At 54.8% G+C, this 15422-nt stretch carries 12 protein-coding genes and 2 pseudogenes; 7 read left to right on the top strand and 7 right to left on the bottom strand.

The window, feature by feature from the left end; all coding sequences use genetic code 11:
- Positions 1 to 1488, top strand: a 1488-nt coding sequence (locus tag SMD27_RS21405; protein WP_320510482.1) for a calcium-binding protein, incomplete at its 5' end; no start/stop codon positions are given.
- Between the two features lie 272 nt (positions 1489 to 1760).
- Positions 1761 to 1982: a hypothetical protein gene (locus tag SMD27_RS21400; protein WP_320510481.1), complete on the top strand. Its 222-nt coding sequence runs from the start codon at positions 1761 to 1763 to the stop codon at positions 1980 to 1982.
- Positions 1983 to 2763: 781 nt separating this feature from the next.
- Here SMD27_RS21400 and SMD27_RS21395 read toward each other — a convergent pair.
- Together SMD27_RS21395 and SMD27_RS21390 are read right to left on the bottom strand one after the other, a co-directional pair.
- Positions 2764 to 3375, bottom strand: coding sequence for an endonuclease NucS domain-containing protein (locus SMD27_RS21395; protein WP_320510480.1), 612 nt, complete (start codon positions 3373 to 3375; stop codon positions 2764 to 2766).
- Positions 3376 to 3893: 518 nt separating this feature from the next.
- A complete protein-coding gene (locus SMD27_RS21390; RefSeq protein WP_320510479.1) occupies positions 3894 to 4310 on the bottom strand; it encodes a hypothetical protein in 417 nt (138 codons plus the stop codon).
- Between the two features lie 255 nt (positions 4311 to 4565).
- Between SMD27_RS21390 and SMD27_RS21385 the strand changes: the two genes are divergently transcribed.
- Entirely contained in the window at positions 4566 to 4862 is a 297-nt protein-coding gene (locus tag SMD27_RS21385) for a DUF4365 domain-containing protein (protein WP_320510478.1), read from the top strand.
- A gap of 438 nt (positions 4863 to 5300) precedes the next feature.
- Entirely contained in the window at positions 5301 to 5909 is a 609-nt protein-coding gene (locus SMD27_RS21380; RefSeq protein ID WP_320510477.1) for an argonaute/piwi family protein, read from the top strand.
- Between the two features lie 287 nt (positions 5910 to 6196).
- Here the strand turns inward: SMD27_RS21380 and SMD27_RS21375 are convergent, their stop codons facing one another.
- The 4 genes and pseudogenes from SMD27_RS21375 to SMD27_RS21360 all read right to left on the bottom strand — a co-directional run bounded on the left by SMD27_RS21375 (position 6197) and on the right by SMD27_RS21360 (position 9413).
- On the bottom strand, positions 6197 to 6925 hold the full coding sequence (locus tag SMD27_RS21375) for a hypothetical protein (RefSeq protein WP_320510476.1): 729 nt from the start codon (positions 6923 to 6925) through the stop codon (positions 6197 to 6199).
- 862 nt (positions 6926 to 7787) lie between these two features.
- A complete protein-coding gene (locus SMD27_RS21370) occupies positions 7788 to 8105 on the bottom strand; it encodes an ATP dependent DNA ligase (RefSeq protein WP_320510487.1) in 318 nt (105 codons plus the stop codon).
- Between the two features lie 72 nt (positions 8106 to 8177).
- Positions 8178 to 8777, bottom strand: a pseudogene (locus SMD27_RS21365) (ATP-dependent DNA ligase); the annotation flags it as partial.
- A gap of 138 nt (positions 8778 to 8915) precedes the next feature.
- Positions 8916 to 9413: a phospholipase D family nuclease gene (locus SMD27_RS21360; RefSeq protein ID WP_320510475.1), complete on the bottom strand. Its 498-nt coding sequence runs from the start codon at positions 9411 to 9413 to the stop codon at positions 8916 to 8918.
- Positions 9414 to 9997: 584 nt separating this feature from the next.
- Here SMD27_RS21360 and SMD27_RS21355 point away from each other — a divergent pair.
- A complete protein-coding gene (locus SMD27_RS21355) occupies positions 9998 to 10396 on the top strand; it encodes a transposase (protein WP_320510486.1) in 399 nt (132 codons plus the stop codon).
- A gap of 998 nt (positions 10397 to 11394) precedes the next feature.
- Here the strand turns inward: SMD27_RS21355 and SMD27_RS24270 are convergent.
- Positions 11395 to 11718, bottom strand: a pseudogene (locus SMD27_RS24270) (SOS response-associated peptidase family protein); the annotation flags it as partial.
- Between the two features lie 975 nt (positions 11719 to 12693).
- Here SMD27_RS24270 and SMD27_RS21350 point away from each other — a divergent pair.
- Together SMD27_RS21350 and SMD27_RS21345 are read left to right on the top strand one after the other, a co-directional pair.
- Entirely contained in the window at positions 12694 to 14013 is a 1320-nt protein-coding gene (locus SMD27_RS21350) for a type II toxin-antitoxin system HipA family toxin (RefSeq protein WP_320510474.1), read from the top strand.
- Between the two features lie 495 nt (positions 14014 to 14508).
- Entirely contained in the window at positions 14509 to 15381 is an 873-nt protein-coding gene (locus SMD27_RS21345) for a metallophosphoesterase (RefSeq protein ID WP_320510473.1), read from the top strand.
- Positions 15382 to 15422: the final 41 nt, after the last annotated feature.

Below are 15422 nucleotides of genomic sequence, written 5' to 3'. Positions count from 1 at the left end.
ACCGGTGGCGATGGCACCGATACGGCCTTCGGTGATGCCGGCAACGATACGCTGAAATGGGACAGCGCCGACAGCTTCGATGGCGGCGCCGGTTTCGACACGATCGATGCTTCCAATAACAGCGCTGATACGATCGACCTGCGCGGCATGGGATTCACGAATGTCGAGCGAGTTCTGACGGGCAGCGGAAAGGATGTGGTGACGCTGAGCTTGAACGAAGTCCTGACCGAGACCGCCGACCGGCAATTCATTGCTGATATGGGCGGCGGCAATCCGGATACCTTGAAAATTGATATCGGCGGTGGCTGGACCGCGACCACCGCCAACAAGACGCTTGGTTCGACTGCCGTAGCCGCCGGGATATCCGTTCACGGCAACATGAAAGCCTATACCTTTACCAACGGCACCGACACGGTCACTATCTTCAGCAATGCCGAGGTCGTGCAATATATCACACCCTTGCCGGCACTGTTCACGACTCTCGACGACATCATCGATTTCAACTCCGTTTCTGCGGCAAATTATGCCCTCGGCACGCAATATGACGCCCTCGCGGGCAATGACACGGTGACGCTGCCTGTTGACGCGGCCGCTGCAACACATGCCGGCTATGACGTCACCCAAGCTTTCCATGGCGGCGATGGTAACGACACCATTACCGCTGGCAACCTGGATGCGACGATCTATGGCGATGCCGGCATGGATGTCTTGAGGGGTGGCAACGGCAACGACACACTAGTTGGAGGCACTCTCGCCGATACGCTCAGCGGCGGGCTCGGCAATGATGTGCTGGACGGCGGAACCGGCACCGATACGGTGGACTATCATGCTGCCGCTTCGGCCGTCACTGTCGATCTGGCGCAGGGCACGGCGACGGGCGAAGGTACCGACAGTCTTCTCAATCTTGAGAATGTCACGGGTTCGGCCTTCAACGATACGATCACCGGCAATGCCCTCAACAACGTCCTGCAAGGTGGCGACGGCGACGATACGATACATGGTGGCGACGGCAACGATACCATCACCGGTGGCGCCGGCACCGATCACCTGTTCGGGGATGCCGGCAACGACACGTTGACATGGGATAACGCCGACAGCTTCGACGGCGGCGCCGGCTTCGACACGATCGATGCGGTCCTCATCAGCGCCGATACGATCGATATGCGCGGACCGGCTTTCGCTAATGTCGAGCGCATCCAGACCGGCAGCGGCAAGGATGTGCTCACTTTAAGCCTCAACGATGTTCTGTCCGATACGGCCGATCACCAGTTCATTGCCGATATGGGCAGCAGCAGCCCGGACACGCTGAATATTGATACCGCCGGCGGCTGGACGGCAACCACCGCCGATCCGACGCTTGGCGCCACCGCCGTGGCGGCGGGTATCTCCGTCACCGGAATGACCGCCTATACCTTCACCAATGGAGCCGACATCGTCACGGTCTTCAGCAATGCGGAAGTCGTTCAGAGCCAGGTTCTATCCGCATGAGGTCAGGAAACAAGCATCCTGTGGGACTTTCGCGGCGATACCATCAAGGCACCAGCGGCCGGCTTGAGGCTATATAATGATGCTGTGCTTGTTACGCCGGCGGTTTGTCTGTGCGCGTTGGGCGTATGGTTGGACCGGGCGAAACTCGATGATGCCACCAGCAGGTGCTCTTATTTTATGGAAGGCAACCAGGAGGCCATGTTCGGTTGCGGTTCCTTAAGTGTTTCGATCAATTGCAATAGACGATACACCGAGCCACAGCGGGAAAAACAATGAAGAAAGCTTTGATGGTCAGAGAAGAGCTTGAACGATTTCTTGCAGTTAAGATGAGGGCATATTCAGAGACCATTACGGCCGTAGCCGTTATTCCGATCAATGCCGAAGAACATGGCTGGATTGGGATGTGTCGAAAATTTGTGGGCATACAACCCCTCAGGAGCTGGACGCCATTGAAAGGACAATCATCAGGCAGCTTCAGAGGCACATCGATTTAATGGATGATCGCATGACTGAGCTCGGCGAAAGTCATCGAAAGAACTAAGTCTCATAACGTTGAATTCCTGCCGCGCGGCCGGCGGCTATCAGCTTCGCTGGGTCCTTGCCAAGACGCCGGAAAAAAACCGCGGATTTGTGAGTGTGCTCCGGAATGGCTCGCAGACTCCGACTGTTTTTCGATCGAGCCGGCCCTAGCACTGACACGTGGCGCTCTCGCAAAGTGTTCCTCCGTGATCACATCTGAAATACGCACCCATAGAAGCCTAGCTGTTCGTTTCGGATACCCTTTTTATTTTCGGATATGATTTCTTATAAAATTCCGGAACTGCGGCGATAAAGATGGGGCGAAGGCTTTGCGAGAGCCAGCCACGCGTTCGTCCGGATCGAAGAGCAGGGAAGCGGGCTTGAAGCGTGTCGAAGTCCTGGTGCCGGAAGCCAATGCAGACCTCAGAGCGCACGCTGCGCAATTGAGGGGAGGGCAGTTCTTCGGAAGCGCTCCGCCAGGTTAGGACGTTTATTGCAAAAGCATATTGAGAGTTTCATGCGAGTTGTCTGGACAACATCAGTTTAATCCCGAGAGGCGAACTTCGTCGATGCGACCATTATCCCAACGGCTTTGATACGCCGGTGCAACGCCGCCGCTTTACAGATGAGGCTTAAGCTAAAATCGCTATTGAGGTGGGCCCGAGGTGCCTAACGCCCCCTCGGATCAAGCATCGCCGTGAATTGAGCAAGTAAACCAAACGGTACCACTTCGGTGTTGATTCACATTCATGGCAGTTAATAAGGTGCAATGCCATGGACCGGCCTTAAGTGAAACTCGACCTGATATTCAAACAGGGAGACGCTGGGCACGACTGACACTGCGTAGCGGAGATTCTGGCTGATCGTCTTGGCGACGATGACGCCAGACACCTTGTGCTCCCTTCCAATCGTTTGCTGCACCCAGCCCATGTAGCGGGCCAACTGGCCCACGGCGCGGTCGGGGCTGTTGGCCCGCTTCAATTCAAACACGATGAAATCGCCGTTCTGATCCAAGGCGAGAATATCGATCGGCCCAACGGCAGTCGGAAACTCGATCCCATCGCGGCCGGTCGAATCGACGTAGAGCCGCAGCCGCTTGTCCTTCACTTTGACAGCCTCGAGATTGGCCGCCAGGAAATCCCGCAACTGGTATTCTAGCGTAAAGGCCGCTTCCGGGGGCTCAGCCGGCTCGAAATCGCCTTCCTCGCTTCCGCCTAAGACCTCCTCGACTTTAGCGATGTCGGACGCCGCGCCCGGCTTGATGAGTCGGATTTCGGACGGCGTTTCCTGCATCGTCCAGCCCTTGCGCTTCAGGGCGGCGCGTAGCTGGTGGGATGCTGTTGCTGGGATCGAAGTCGGGCAAAACATCGGGGTTCTGCCGCAGGTATTCCTTCAGAGGTTGAACCGCGAAACCGCCATTGTCCTGCGGCAGCACTACGATATGTCTTTGGACCATCTTCCCCCCACTAATTGGAATCAAACAAACCGGCAAATTCCCTTGACGTGAGCCGCTCGGCTCATCCATTCGGCAGTAGAGTCAGTTCTCCATTTGAACCCGAGCTAGGTTGTTGGCAACGGGTGGGACGCGGAGCCCAACAATTGCGCAGTCGGCCCGGCCCGTTGCTTATCCGGGGTGCTAGTGGCGGCGTGAAGGGCTGGCGGTATGTAGATCCACTGCCTCTTATAGCTACAATCCCCTCTATTTGCAGCGAAGAGGGTAATGGTATGAATCCAGGTGGCATTCGCGGCAAAAGCCAGTACCGTCAGCCAAGAACTGCTGAATACCAGTCAACAGCAAAAGCAACGAACGATAGTGTTCTGATGGTCGCGCACCACATCTTGATGAGATCCCACGCTTTCACGATAAGGACCCTCGACGTACTGTCTCAAGTCAATTGACCAACAACCTGTCCGAGCCTTGCCTCGACCGCAAAGTGACCGCTCAACGGATCCAAATAAGTGACGTGCCACCGGCTGCCTTTGCGTTCGGCCGGCATCCACGGATGTGCATCCTTGACACCCTCTCCCGGCACGCCTTCAACGATAACGACGTCGACGACTCCTCCGAACTTTTGAATTGCTAGTGCAAAATGATCGACCCGCTTTCGGCTGCCGTGAAGCTGCCCCCATTCCTCTATCGGGCCAGCATCTTCTCTCGAATCAAGACTAGGAAGCCCCTTTCGTGTCTTCAATTCGCAACGCCAAACGGTGATGCACACGCCTCGCTCGCTGGCAGCCGTATAATCCTGGCGCGGCAACTCGACCTTGTACCCCAGCTTGGCGAAGGCTTCGGTATAGCGCATCGAATTTCCTCCTCTTTCGGCTGACGCAAGGCGACATGGTCATGAGCTCAAGTCGGGTTAAATGACTGGATATCAGAATATGCCAAAACACGACCGAGTCACGGCCAGTCAAAGACGCCAATGATAGCCGCCGACGATGGTCGTTACTGGTCCTCGCACGGTACTCTTCTTGTCGCTGCCTAGATCGACACCGACCTTTCACGGGGAATCACAATAATTCTTTTTTTGATGGCGGAAAATATCATACAATTAAAGATGACGAAGCGAATCACGGATAGTCAGATACTGGGTGAGCTCGGTGAGACGGCGGTCAAGAAGCTCGTCCTCGAGATGCGCTTTATTTACGAGCATCGAGGTCGACTGGAAGCTGGGACAGACGGCATCATCGAGCTCCGTGAGCCTAAGACCTGCACTCCGCTCGGCAAGCTGCTCGCCGTTCAAGTTAAGGCGACGGAGAGCGGCGACTACATTCGAGAATCTGATGCCGGCTTCGAATACCTACTCAAACCGGATGACCTCAAATATTGGCGAGGATACAACATCCCCCAATGAGACCTCCGCCAGAGTAGTTAGCGTCTAATCAAATAAGAAACGTCCTGATAGCCCAGGCTACGTTAGGCATCACGCCGCCAGTTTCCGCTTCGAGCGGCTCGCAGACGAGTGGTTTGTCATCACCGATCCAACATTTCGCTTCACCAAAAATGGCTATGAAGACCACCCTATCGCGGAATTGCTCCTTTCAGGCAAGAAGCGCCTCGAGAGAAATGCCGCCGTTCGCGGTCAGGTCATCATGTGGCAACAGCTTCTGGTGCAAAGCGGCTTCACGAATTCCGGATTGTTCGATACTGACAGGCCCGTGCCGCTTTTGACCTTTGAGAAGCTGCCACTAATTCAGCTTCCACAAGGCGTCCCGGAATCTTCTTGGACCCGTATCGATCCCCGAGCCAAGGATATGGAGTCCCGTGATCTCTTTGACGAATGGGGTGAGACGTGATTTTCAAATCGCATGTCATAGGAGAACCCCCGCTCGAATTCGGGAATGGCGGACAGCATTGTGATCCGCGGCAAGGCTTGCGCGAATATGGGCCCTTGCAGCCACGATCCGGTGACGTTGTTAACGTTGTTATTATTGGTACTGAAGAGACGGTCGCAGGATTTAGAGAATTCCTAGAGGAGGCTGGTAAAGGCATTGAGAGCGAGAAAAAGGAACTCATCAACCTCAATCCTGACTTCCCAAGCATGGGCAACCAAAATCCCTTCCGGTGCAAGTTCGCTGTTTCCGACAATGCGACCGCCACGATTTCACGAAAGCAGGTCAATGAAATTAAAGCCATCGGGCGTCATGACAGAGCTATTCACTACGCGGTCGAACTAATTTCCTCGCAGATCTCCGCATTAATCGAAAGCAGCGCGAAGCCCGACGTCATTGTTCTTGCCCTTCCTATTCCGCTTATCGAGAAATTGGTAAACGCGAAGAGCGAGGAGCAACTCGAGGCAATAGAAGACGACGACGATGTCATCATTGCTCAATGCACGAGAAGAAGTGCCCGAGCTGCTGCTGATCGTGACGCTAAGACCTTGTTTATAGAGCCGGAGTAGCTCCATCGCATTCTGCTGTGCTTGTGTGAGAGTGCCACCGAGTGCGTCGGGTAAAAATGCATTAATCTCAGCCCAGGACCGGCGGGATAATCGTATCCATAGCCAATCGTTGGGTTATGCGAGCCGCCGACACTTATGATCCTCTGGGAACCACCTGCCTTCAAAGTCGGATTTTCTGCCAGCTTAATGAATAAATTTAGTTCTGTGGCGTAATCGGAACCGAACAAATAGTTTTGATGGAGATTGCTCAACGAATTTGCTCTACTCCTACAGAAGAGCGCCGAGCGTCAATATGTGAGATAACAGAGAGCACTCTCGGGCGCTGAAAGAGAAACGACGAACGTGATGAGATTTTCTCGAAGGTTACCTTCGTTATCGAAGAGATACGGAGGTGCTAATACGGCAAGAAGATGTTGATCGATTAAAAGCGCATTCAGTGTATAGGTATTGGCCGGGAGGTATTTGGCTTGTCCCGCATCAGACCGCACCTTCTTCTCGACAAGCGGCCAAGTATCAACAGGCCGCACTGAGTTGCTTTTCTGCGGCTCTAAAATTTCGTTGACGAAGTGATTTGCGACGACTCCATCATTATCTTGTGCTGACTCTAACGCCGCTTTCTTTACTATAACCAGCTTTTCCATTGGATATTCGCGGAGATCCGCTTTCACAGACACGACCTTATAAATATCTCCAGAAAGGCTTAAATCCGGATCCCCAATTTTTAACAGTTGGATCGTGCCGCCGTCGGCGGTGTGAACCTTTTTTGGGTACCAGGATATCGCTGAAGAAGCGTGCAATAGTGTTTGTAGGGGCGACCGGTTCTCTTCGTAAAAAGGCTCATTTAGCTCTTTGACCACCTTGTCACAAAGGCCAGAATGGCTTGTCTCAAGTCTGAAAAGGCTTGCTGGACGGCCATGCTCGACCAGATCCACATAGGTGGGCAAGGGATCGGTGTCTTCGCCAAAAGTCTTCGAGATGAAACCTAAAGTGGGTTGCGCCAAAATCAGAGCGGTCACGATCGTAAGTGCGGATCGGAATCCCCCCTCGCATACCACGCTCCCTCACAGGTTGACGCGAATGTACTCCTATTTTTAGCAAGCTTATCCCCCAAACTCAGAAAAATCTAAATGTGGGGCCGTCCAAACTGTTGGAATTCCAATGTCTGTTTCGGCTTGTAATAGGGGTTCTGAATCGCTTTTGGTGCCGGGGTTTAGATTACCCTCAGACTAGGTCAGAGGGTATTCGCAAAAACTCCCCTTTGAGGGGCATTCTTGGACGCCTCAGCGCCGATTGACAGAATGGAGCCCTGCTTCAACCTTCAAACCTGGTCATAGAAGACAAGATTGCCAGATGGGTGAAGCTGTTGGAGGAAGTCAAAGTCTCGCAGATTGCGCGTGAGGACGGCGGCGCCTATCTTTCTCGCCTGAAGAAACAGAAGCGTATCATTTAGAATTTTTCGCTCGTGACCTACTTTGGCTGGTAGGCCACTTAAACGAAAGACCTTGCCTGCAAGCATACCCGCCTTTGCCCACACTTCAACGTCCGGTGCGGACAATCGATGCGCAGGTATGTCGTCTTCAATGACACCCTGGATCTCGGCTAGAACAGTCTTTGTGCCCGCGTGTAATGGGTCTAGGCGACCAAACACATGGGTAAGTTCGGCAAGGCAAGTGCCGTAACCGGGAATTCCCTTGGTTGCCGCTATAGACTATATGCGGCCATTCCTTCCGCCGTCGGCCCTTGATCAAGGCCGAGAGCTTCGCCCGGCAGTCTTTCAGTGGCAGCGTCTTCAGGTCCTTGCCGTTGAGAACCAGTAAGTCGAAAACATAGAAAACGAGGTCCTGGGCCATGCCAGCGCCGATAGCTGCCTGCAACCTATCAACTGACCGGAGCAACAGAAGCCTCGGTCACATCCTCTGGCCGGATATCCTGGCGTAGCCCCTTGAAGCTGGCCTGGCGCAGGTATCCCTCCGCCGATCGGGCGGTGAACTGGACCTCGCAGACAAGCTTGGGTTCGATCCATACCGCCCGCCTCGCATGCTCCCGCGGCACCTTCTGTAAGACCGGTTTCTCGAGGCTGAGGGGCTTTAGCATCTGTTCGATCTCGAGCGACAGCTTATGAGTGAAGCCCGTCCCAGCGCGACCGTCATAGACCAGGAACCCGCCCTGGTAATGGCCAAGCAGCAACGACCCCACGCCGCGCCCGGTGGTGCTGGGGATGTAACCGGCGATCACGAATTTCTGCCTGGGGGAGCACTTCACCTTGACCCAATTGAGCGTCCGACCGCTCACGTAACGGCTGTCGGCCTTCTTCGCGATGATGCCCTCGAGCTTGTGCTTGCAGGCGTGCTTGAAGAACACCGCGGCGTCACCCTTGATCTCCTCAGACACCTGGATATGCGGCCATTCGTTGCGCCGCCGGCCGTTGATCAAGGTCGTGAGCTTCATCCGTCGATCGGTCAAGGGCAGACGCCGCAGGTCCTTCCCGTTCAAGATCAGCAGATCGAACGCATAGAGGATGAGCGCTTCGTCCCGGCTGGCGCTGATCGCCTATTGCAGCGCGCCGAAATCGGATGCCCCTCGCTCATCCAGGGCACAGAGCTCGCCATCGATATAGCCGCGTTCAAGAGGTAGGAGACCGAGTTCCTTGATGAGCGTAGGAAACCGCTCTGACCAATCATAGCCGTTGCGCGTGAATAGCTTGGTTTTCCCGTGGTCGATCAACGCCCCCATGCGGTAACCGTCCCACTTAATCTCGTGGATCCAGCCGGGACCGACCGGAGGCTTGGCGAGGAGGGTGCAAAGCTGCGGAGCAATGGCAACTGAGGACGGGCGGGCAGACGGCTTCTTATTCTTTTTCCACTGCATCCGCCCACCTTATAGGAGCGGAGGCGCCGGTTCGTTGTAGGGACAAAGAGCCTGGGACAAAAGACTTCGACTTACCATAAGCCAAAGTGCGGCGCCTCCGGGTCATCAACCCGGCGTCCCGAAAAAGGTTCCGGCAAACTATTCCCGCTTGTAAGGCTTCGAAACTGCCAGACGAGATTCCCAGTTAGTGAGGTATTGCCGAGCCAATTCTGCATCGTGGAGGACCAGCAGATTTTCGGCGTTCTTGTCCTGCGCCGCTTTCGTGAAATTAAAGCTACCTGTGATCACGGTCGCTCCGTCGATCACCATCACCTTGTTATGGGCGATGGCGACTTGTAATCGATCGCCACGGGCACGCCGGCGTTTTGCAGATAGGTCGCGCCGGTGTATTTGGCTCTTATCCAGGATGACCTGGACGTCGACACCCCGTCGATAAGCATCAGCGAGTGCCTTGGCGATGGGTGCAGAGGTGAAGCTATAGGCCTGCACCCGGATCTGCCTTTCGGCAGCGCCGATCGTGTCGACGATCAAGCCGGTGCCGTCCTGCCCTGGGGTAAAACAGCTTGTAATGGCAGGCGCCGCGGCTGTCGGGAGGGCGGCGGCGGCCAGGAAAAGCGCTAGACCGAATCGGACCATAAGCATGCTGCACTATAAGCGTGGCGCGCTTATAAAAGCCACCACAGACTAATGGCTGCGAGGCACCGAGGTCTTTGGCGGCCGGTTCGATAAGTCTTACGTCATCTTTGTTTCCACCGGCGAGGTTGAAGTGCGAGACGACGCCGGCGCGGTCACCCTGAAAGCCGGTCACGGCACGTCGCTGACGACGCGCAATGTTCCGTCGACACGGCCCGAAGTCTGGAGCGATGCGAAAATCGAACGCGCGCATTGGCAGGTGAATAGTGCCTGCCGGGTCGGCGAGATTGACCCAGCATCAGTCATTTGTATGGGTCGATCCGGAAGATATCGTTCAATTCAATTAGAGATGAAATGCCCAACTTCATGCAGAAGTGAGCGCCCGGAGGGCCAATGACACGGTGAAGCCCCGACAAAAGCGGCTTAGCAGCCGGCGCCCAGATCTCGGAGCCGACTGCCTTTCCCAACGTGCAAACCGAGCTTGAAATAGCCAGGCAGGCGGTCGGCAACATCAAGGACCTCTAACCAACTTAATTTGCGCGATCTAGCCGCTTTGATGGAAGACACTTGCCGTCGCGCGAGACCGGATCGACCGTCGCCTGCCTGAGAACCAGAACGGCAAGCGCCAGTGCATCATTGCGATGCGGGAGCGGCAGGGGCGGACCATCGCCACGGTGGTGCCTGGGGAGCTTTCGGACGTTGCCTGGGACTTGGTGGAGAAGTACGTGCAGAAGCCTGCCTCGCTGCGAGCAGACGAGCATCCGGCCTACAACGATCTCCTGGGGCTGTTCTCGGTCGCCCGCAACAACCACAGCGTCGCCTATGTCTCAGCACCTGGTGCAAGCACCAACCAGGCTGAAAGCTTCTTCTCGCGCGTCCGTAAAGCCGCCAAGGGCTTCCATCACCGTATGTCAGGCAAGTACCTCAATTGGTACGTTGCTGATCTCGCTTGGCGTGAGGACATGCGGCGGCATCCGTTGGATTGATTGTTTCAGGTCGTGCTGTCGAAGGCACTGGCCCACCCGTCAGCAGGGATCTCAAAGGGTATTGGCGGCGAAACAAGCCGTCGGAGCCGTTGAGATGGCAGCCTGTCCCAGCAAACTAATTCATCATTTACACTTACAACGTGCATAATTACTTGCATCCAAACTGACAGATGTTACTCAGGCGCATCGTCTTCACATCCATCTTCCAGGGCGGAGACGGAGACACCTATGACGCGATTTGCTGTTTGGGGACGAAGTTCTTCGGTGTTTCAGCGCCATACGGCGGCGCCGAATTTTCGAGGGCACCCCAGGATCGGCAAATTGGGGTTGGGACGAGTCCATATTGGTGGTCGGAGGAGTTTACCGCTTCTGAACCAAGCGTAAGTAGGATCGGTTACGCGGAAAGATACAGGACTTGGTGCGTCGGATGGGGTTGCAAGATAGTCGAGATTATCTTCTGAGTGCCTTTATCTTAATTGGGGCAATCAATACTTATGCCGCATTTAAATTGTGTCAGCGTCTTAAAGGTTATCATCCTCACGTTTGGGAAAGCCTCGGCAAGCCAGGCTATAAGAGTCAGTCAATCAGATCCACTTTGAGGTTTTATACGTTCATAATGTTTAGGAGATACCTTCATATTTCGGATCTAAAGCTCACTCAACTCGGAAATATATGCTTCATTTCGGGAATTTCAGCTCTGGCAGCTTTCTTTTATTTGCTCATCCTCCGCAACGTGAACTGAATAGGCTTCAGGAGATTGCAAAGCAAACTTCGGGTGCATTCGAGGTGCCAAATTTAACCATGATGACGTCGTGAGAGTCAGAGCGGGGCATTGCACCAACCCTGCGCATGGAGGCAAACGCAGCGCAGATCGCGAGAAGCGAGAACCTTCGACGGTCATGAGGACCCTCTTTCAAAAATGATCGCTACAAAGCTGAAAGAAGGGAGTATGGCCTGCCTAAAGTGGCTGCTTGGGCAAAGATTGGGTTGGCCTATGTCTATCCGGTCTGTTGGACTTGCAGCGTCCCGGCCGGTAAGGACCGAATGAGCGACCGGGCTGAGACCGACGGATCGAGCCAGGCCGCGCAATTTTCTCGCTCGAGGATCACGATTTGCCGCTCATGGTATGGCGCAATGTCCGACCCCGGCTCCATCGTCAACATCGTGAACGCTTCGCCGACCTCCTTCGTGTCGCGCCATATCCCAGCAACGCATAAAAGCGTTTCGTTCGGTTTGGTAAAAAGCCATTTGTCCTTGCGCTTTTTCTTTGGATCGGTTGAATCTGTGAATTCGTAGAACCCGTCTGCCAGAATTAAACAACGGTTCGATGTGAACTCTCTGCCCTCAGACCGGAAATTGTAAACCGGACGCTTATTTGCTCCCGGCCAGCTCGCACAAGATCACCTTCGTTGCGAACTCCGGCAACGGTTCGAATGATTGGCGCGGCGTCGGTAATCTTGATGTCGTCGCGAGCTTCGAAGTTCGGACGGCCCTCACTGAATAGTATTTTGATTTTCAGATCTGCAAAACTTTCAATGACTGCGTCAAGACTGAGCTTCAATCGATAGTCATTGCACATCGGTCCTCAGTCTGAACGGACTTCTGTCGCACGCTGAGTTTAACTCGTTATCCGCGGATCCTCACTCTGAATCGAGAATCCCTTTGGACCCGTTCGAGCACCTGCCGCTTCGGAAGCACTCCCTGATCGAAGCATGGTCTTCTGTTTGGCGGCTGTTGCCATAGGCTCAGCTTGGTAAATGAAGTGGAGGGATTAGTTTCTCAAGAGCCTGGCCATCGACGCTACCTTGGCGAGCGTCGCGCCGCGTCGCCTCCCGTGCCATCCCCGCAGCCATGCTCTCGAGCGGCATGCCGAAGATAAAGGCAAGGGCGTTATAGGGGGCGATGCAATCAAGTACGTGAAGAAGTCATCATCTGCCGTTGCGACATGGCTTACGGCGCCGCCGAGGAGGGAACCGTCAGCATCGAGCGTATTCTATCGACCGCGGACTGTATCGTGCCGGGCATTTCCCGGAGCTGACCAAGCAACCGAATAAAACATTCGTCTGGGATGAAGCAGCGCATTTTCATCTTTTGGTATGGTGAATACGGGCGCCTTGGTGGATCCTCACAAGCAGGATTGCCCGCCATTGCCTCCCTTGACTTGGTAGAATTACAGGCACCCAATAACTTGAGACTTTGCCTTAACTAACCGACTGCCCTTCAGATGCACAATCCGCGCCTTGACGAAAAGCCGGCCCTGCTACCCAAAAGCGTCCGTCACACGATGAAAGAGGTCGATGATGACTTCTAAGGGCGACGCAACCGAAGCCTTTATCTGGATTTGGCTGCCGGGGGCAACGGAACCCGTTGTCGCAGGACGCCTCGTGCAGGATGGCGATCGCCTGCTCTTTACTTATGGCGCAAGCTACCGGCGGCGCAAATATGCCATCCCCATCTATGAGCCGGAACTGGCGCTGCAGGAAGGCGTGATCGCGCCGATTAACGGCTTGTCGATGCCGAGTTGCATTCGGGACGGATCGCCGGATGCCTGGGGGCGACGAGTCATCATAAACAGACTGACCGGCAAAAAGCCGGAGGCCGGAGGCATACCGGACACAAGCGAAGTCATTTATCTCCTGCAGTCAGGGTCCGACCGGATTGGGGCCCTCGATTTTCAGCGATCAGCTAGTGAATATCTCCCACGCGTTACTGCGGAAACCTCCTTGGAGGAGCTTCTGGCTGCAGCCGAACTTGTCGAAAAGGGCCTCCCTCTTCCCCCCGCGCTCGGTCAGGCCCTCTATCACAGCGCTCCGGTCGGCGGCGCGCGCCCCAAGGCGCTCATCGATGACTGCGCGACAAAATTCATCGCCAAATTCCCAACGAGCACCGACACACACAGCGTCGTGAAGGCAGAATTCGTCGCGATGAAGTTGGCGGCCGCTTGCGGGCTCAATGTGGCAGCGGTGTCGATGACCCATGCCGCGGGCAAAGACGTGCTTCTGGTCGAGCGTTTTGACCGCATGCACACGGAGAACGGCTGGACGCGGCATGCGATGGTGTCAGCGCTGACCATGCTCGGCCTCGATGAGATGATGGGACGCTATGCTTCCTACGAGGACTTGGCCGAGCTGATCCGCCACCGCTTCACCAATCCCAAAGACACGCTCAAAGAGCTCTACGGACGGATTTGCTTCAACATACTGTGCGGCAACACTGATGACCATGCCCGCAATCATGCGGCGTTTTGGGACGGCAAGATGCTGACCCTGACGCCCGCCTACGACATCTGCCCGCAGAATCGTACGGGTAACGATGCGACCCAGGCCATGCTGATCAAAGGCGACAATCGGGCGAGCACACTGGCGACGTGCCTGACGGCCGCGCCGGACTATCATCTGAAAGAGGCGGACGCCGCGGCGTTGATCGAAAGGCAGATGACAACGATCGCCAAAACCTGGCAAGCGATGTGCGAGGAAGCGGAGCTGGGCCCTGTCGACCGAAAGCTGTTCGCAGGGCGTCAATTTCTCAACCCATACTGCCTTGAGGGGCTGGATAATCACCCGGCACTGCAGGACGCTTTCCGTAGCGCACAGGACACTCTGTTCGCGGCCGAGTAAAAATTTGATTTCTTAGCAGTTCGCGTGTCAGTGGGATTTTACCCCTCAGCACGCGTTTCCTCCGATGACATATGAGATAGCGTACGGAAAAAATTTGCTAACCCGTCGGTATTGCTGCCACTTGAATCCATTATTTCGCCAGCCATGCCATTTCGATGAGATTCAACACCGGTGGGGATTTCTGAGTTTGGAATAAACCCTCAACTCTAATTGTTGTGATTTTACGTCCAGGCAACAATACGGTTAAAATCAATCAGTTATCAACATACGCACAAACAACCTGAAGCCAAGCTCGCTAAAAACGTGGTCTTTCCAACTCGGCTGGAAAGCTATATGTTCTCTCTATGTTCCATGGGCGAACGTTCGACCCCCGAAATCCCTCCTCTTGCCTCAGTGATCTACGCCTTGATGGCTTGCTCAGGATTCGACGACCAGACGCTCCGTTGATGGCGCTCACGCCGCGCATCAATGAGATCGGCGAGATTTCTTTGAGAAGTGTCTGAAAGGAGTCACAGCTCGGTGCGAATAGCCTACTTTAGCGACATTCATATTGAGGTCGTGCGTCATGAAACGAGGCCCATTCGGTTCCCGCCTTGGACCACCGCCTACCCCTTGGAGCTTGGCCCTGACCTGTCGAGTTTAGTGGGAAATGTGGACTTGGTCATTCTCGCGGGTGACATCGGTGTTGGCGATCTGACAAGTGACGAGTCCGCCGCTCTCTACGCTTCACAGGTAGCCGAATTCGTCGAGGCACCTGTCGTCTTCGTCCCTGGCAATCACGAATATTATGGAACAGCATTCGAAATTTGCCGAGAAAAATTGCTTTCGACAAAGCCACAGAACGTCGCGGTCCTCGACAGAAGCGAAGCCTTCTATCGCATTGGTAAAGACAAGGTCAGGATTCTTGGCGCAACTCTATGGACCGACTACGCGCTCTTCGGCAATCCGCCCATTGCAATGGCGATTGCCTCCGATCGGATCAACGACCATCGGCGTATCGCGATGAGCAACGGAAACTTATTCAGTCCATGGGACGCGGCCAAAGAGCATCATATATCTCGTTTGTGGTTAGACGCAAAACTCAGGGAACCTCACAACGGCCACACTGTCATCGTCACACATCATGTGCCACACCCGCTCCTGCGAAATCCTAATATTCCAGCCTACGATCCATTGGCACCGGCATTTCAGTCCGACTGCAGCGACCTGCTAAGTATTGCCACTACAGCTGGCGTCAAAGCTTGGATCTTTGGGCATAACCACTTTTCTATAGATCGCGAATTGCAAGGCGTTCGCATGCTATCTGCACAGACTGGATATCCTCGAGAGCAGACCGGCTGGCGCGGTGTGCCGATTTTTGAGATCTAAATCAAGATAGCTGTTTCTGCTTTGAAGACGTCGCTGTCGAA

The organism is Dongia soli, from assembly GCF_034044715.1.
GTDB classification, from domain to species: domain Bacteria; phylum Pseudomonadota; class Alphaproteobacteria; order Dongiales; family Dongiaceae; genus Dongia_B; species Dongia_B soli.
The sequence above is the reverse complement of the archived record's forward strand: the minus strand, read 5'-3'. Positions and strand labels throughout refer to the sequence as shown.

What these genes read in the sequence shown, in the direction of transcription:
- SMD27_RS21400 (WP_320510481.1), top strand. Translation starts at nt 1,761, where the DNA reads ATGAAGAAAGCTTTGATGGTCAGAGAAGAGCTTGAACGATTTCTTGCA.
- SMD27_RS21395 (WP_320510480.1), bottom strand. Translation starts at nt 3,375, where the DNA reads ATGTTTTGCCCGACTTCGATCCCAGCAACAGCATCCCACCAGCTACGC.
- SMD27_RS21390 (WP_320510479.1), bottom strand. Translation starts at nt 4,310, where the DNA reads ATGCGCTATACCGAAGCCTTCGCCAAGCTGGGGTACAAGGTCGAGTTG.
- SMD27_RS21385 (WP_320510478.1), top strand. Translation starts at nt 4,566, where the DNA reads ATGACGAAGCGAATCACGGATAGTCAGATACTGGGTGAGCTCGGTGAG.
- SMD27_RS21360 (WP_320510475.1), bottom strand. Translation starts at nt 9,413, where the DNA reads ATGGTCCGATTCGGTCTAGCGCTTTTCCTGGCCGCCGCCGCCCTCCCG.
- SMD27_RS21350 (WP_320510474.1), top strand. Translation starts at nt 12,694, where the DNA reads ATGATGACTTCTAAGGGCGACGCAACCGAAGCCTTTATCTGGATTTGG.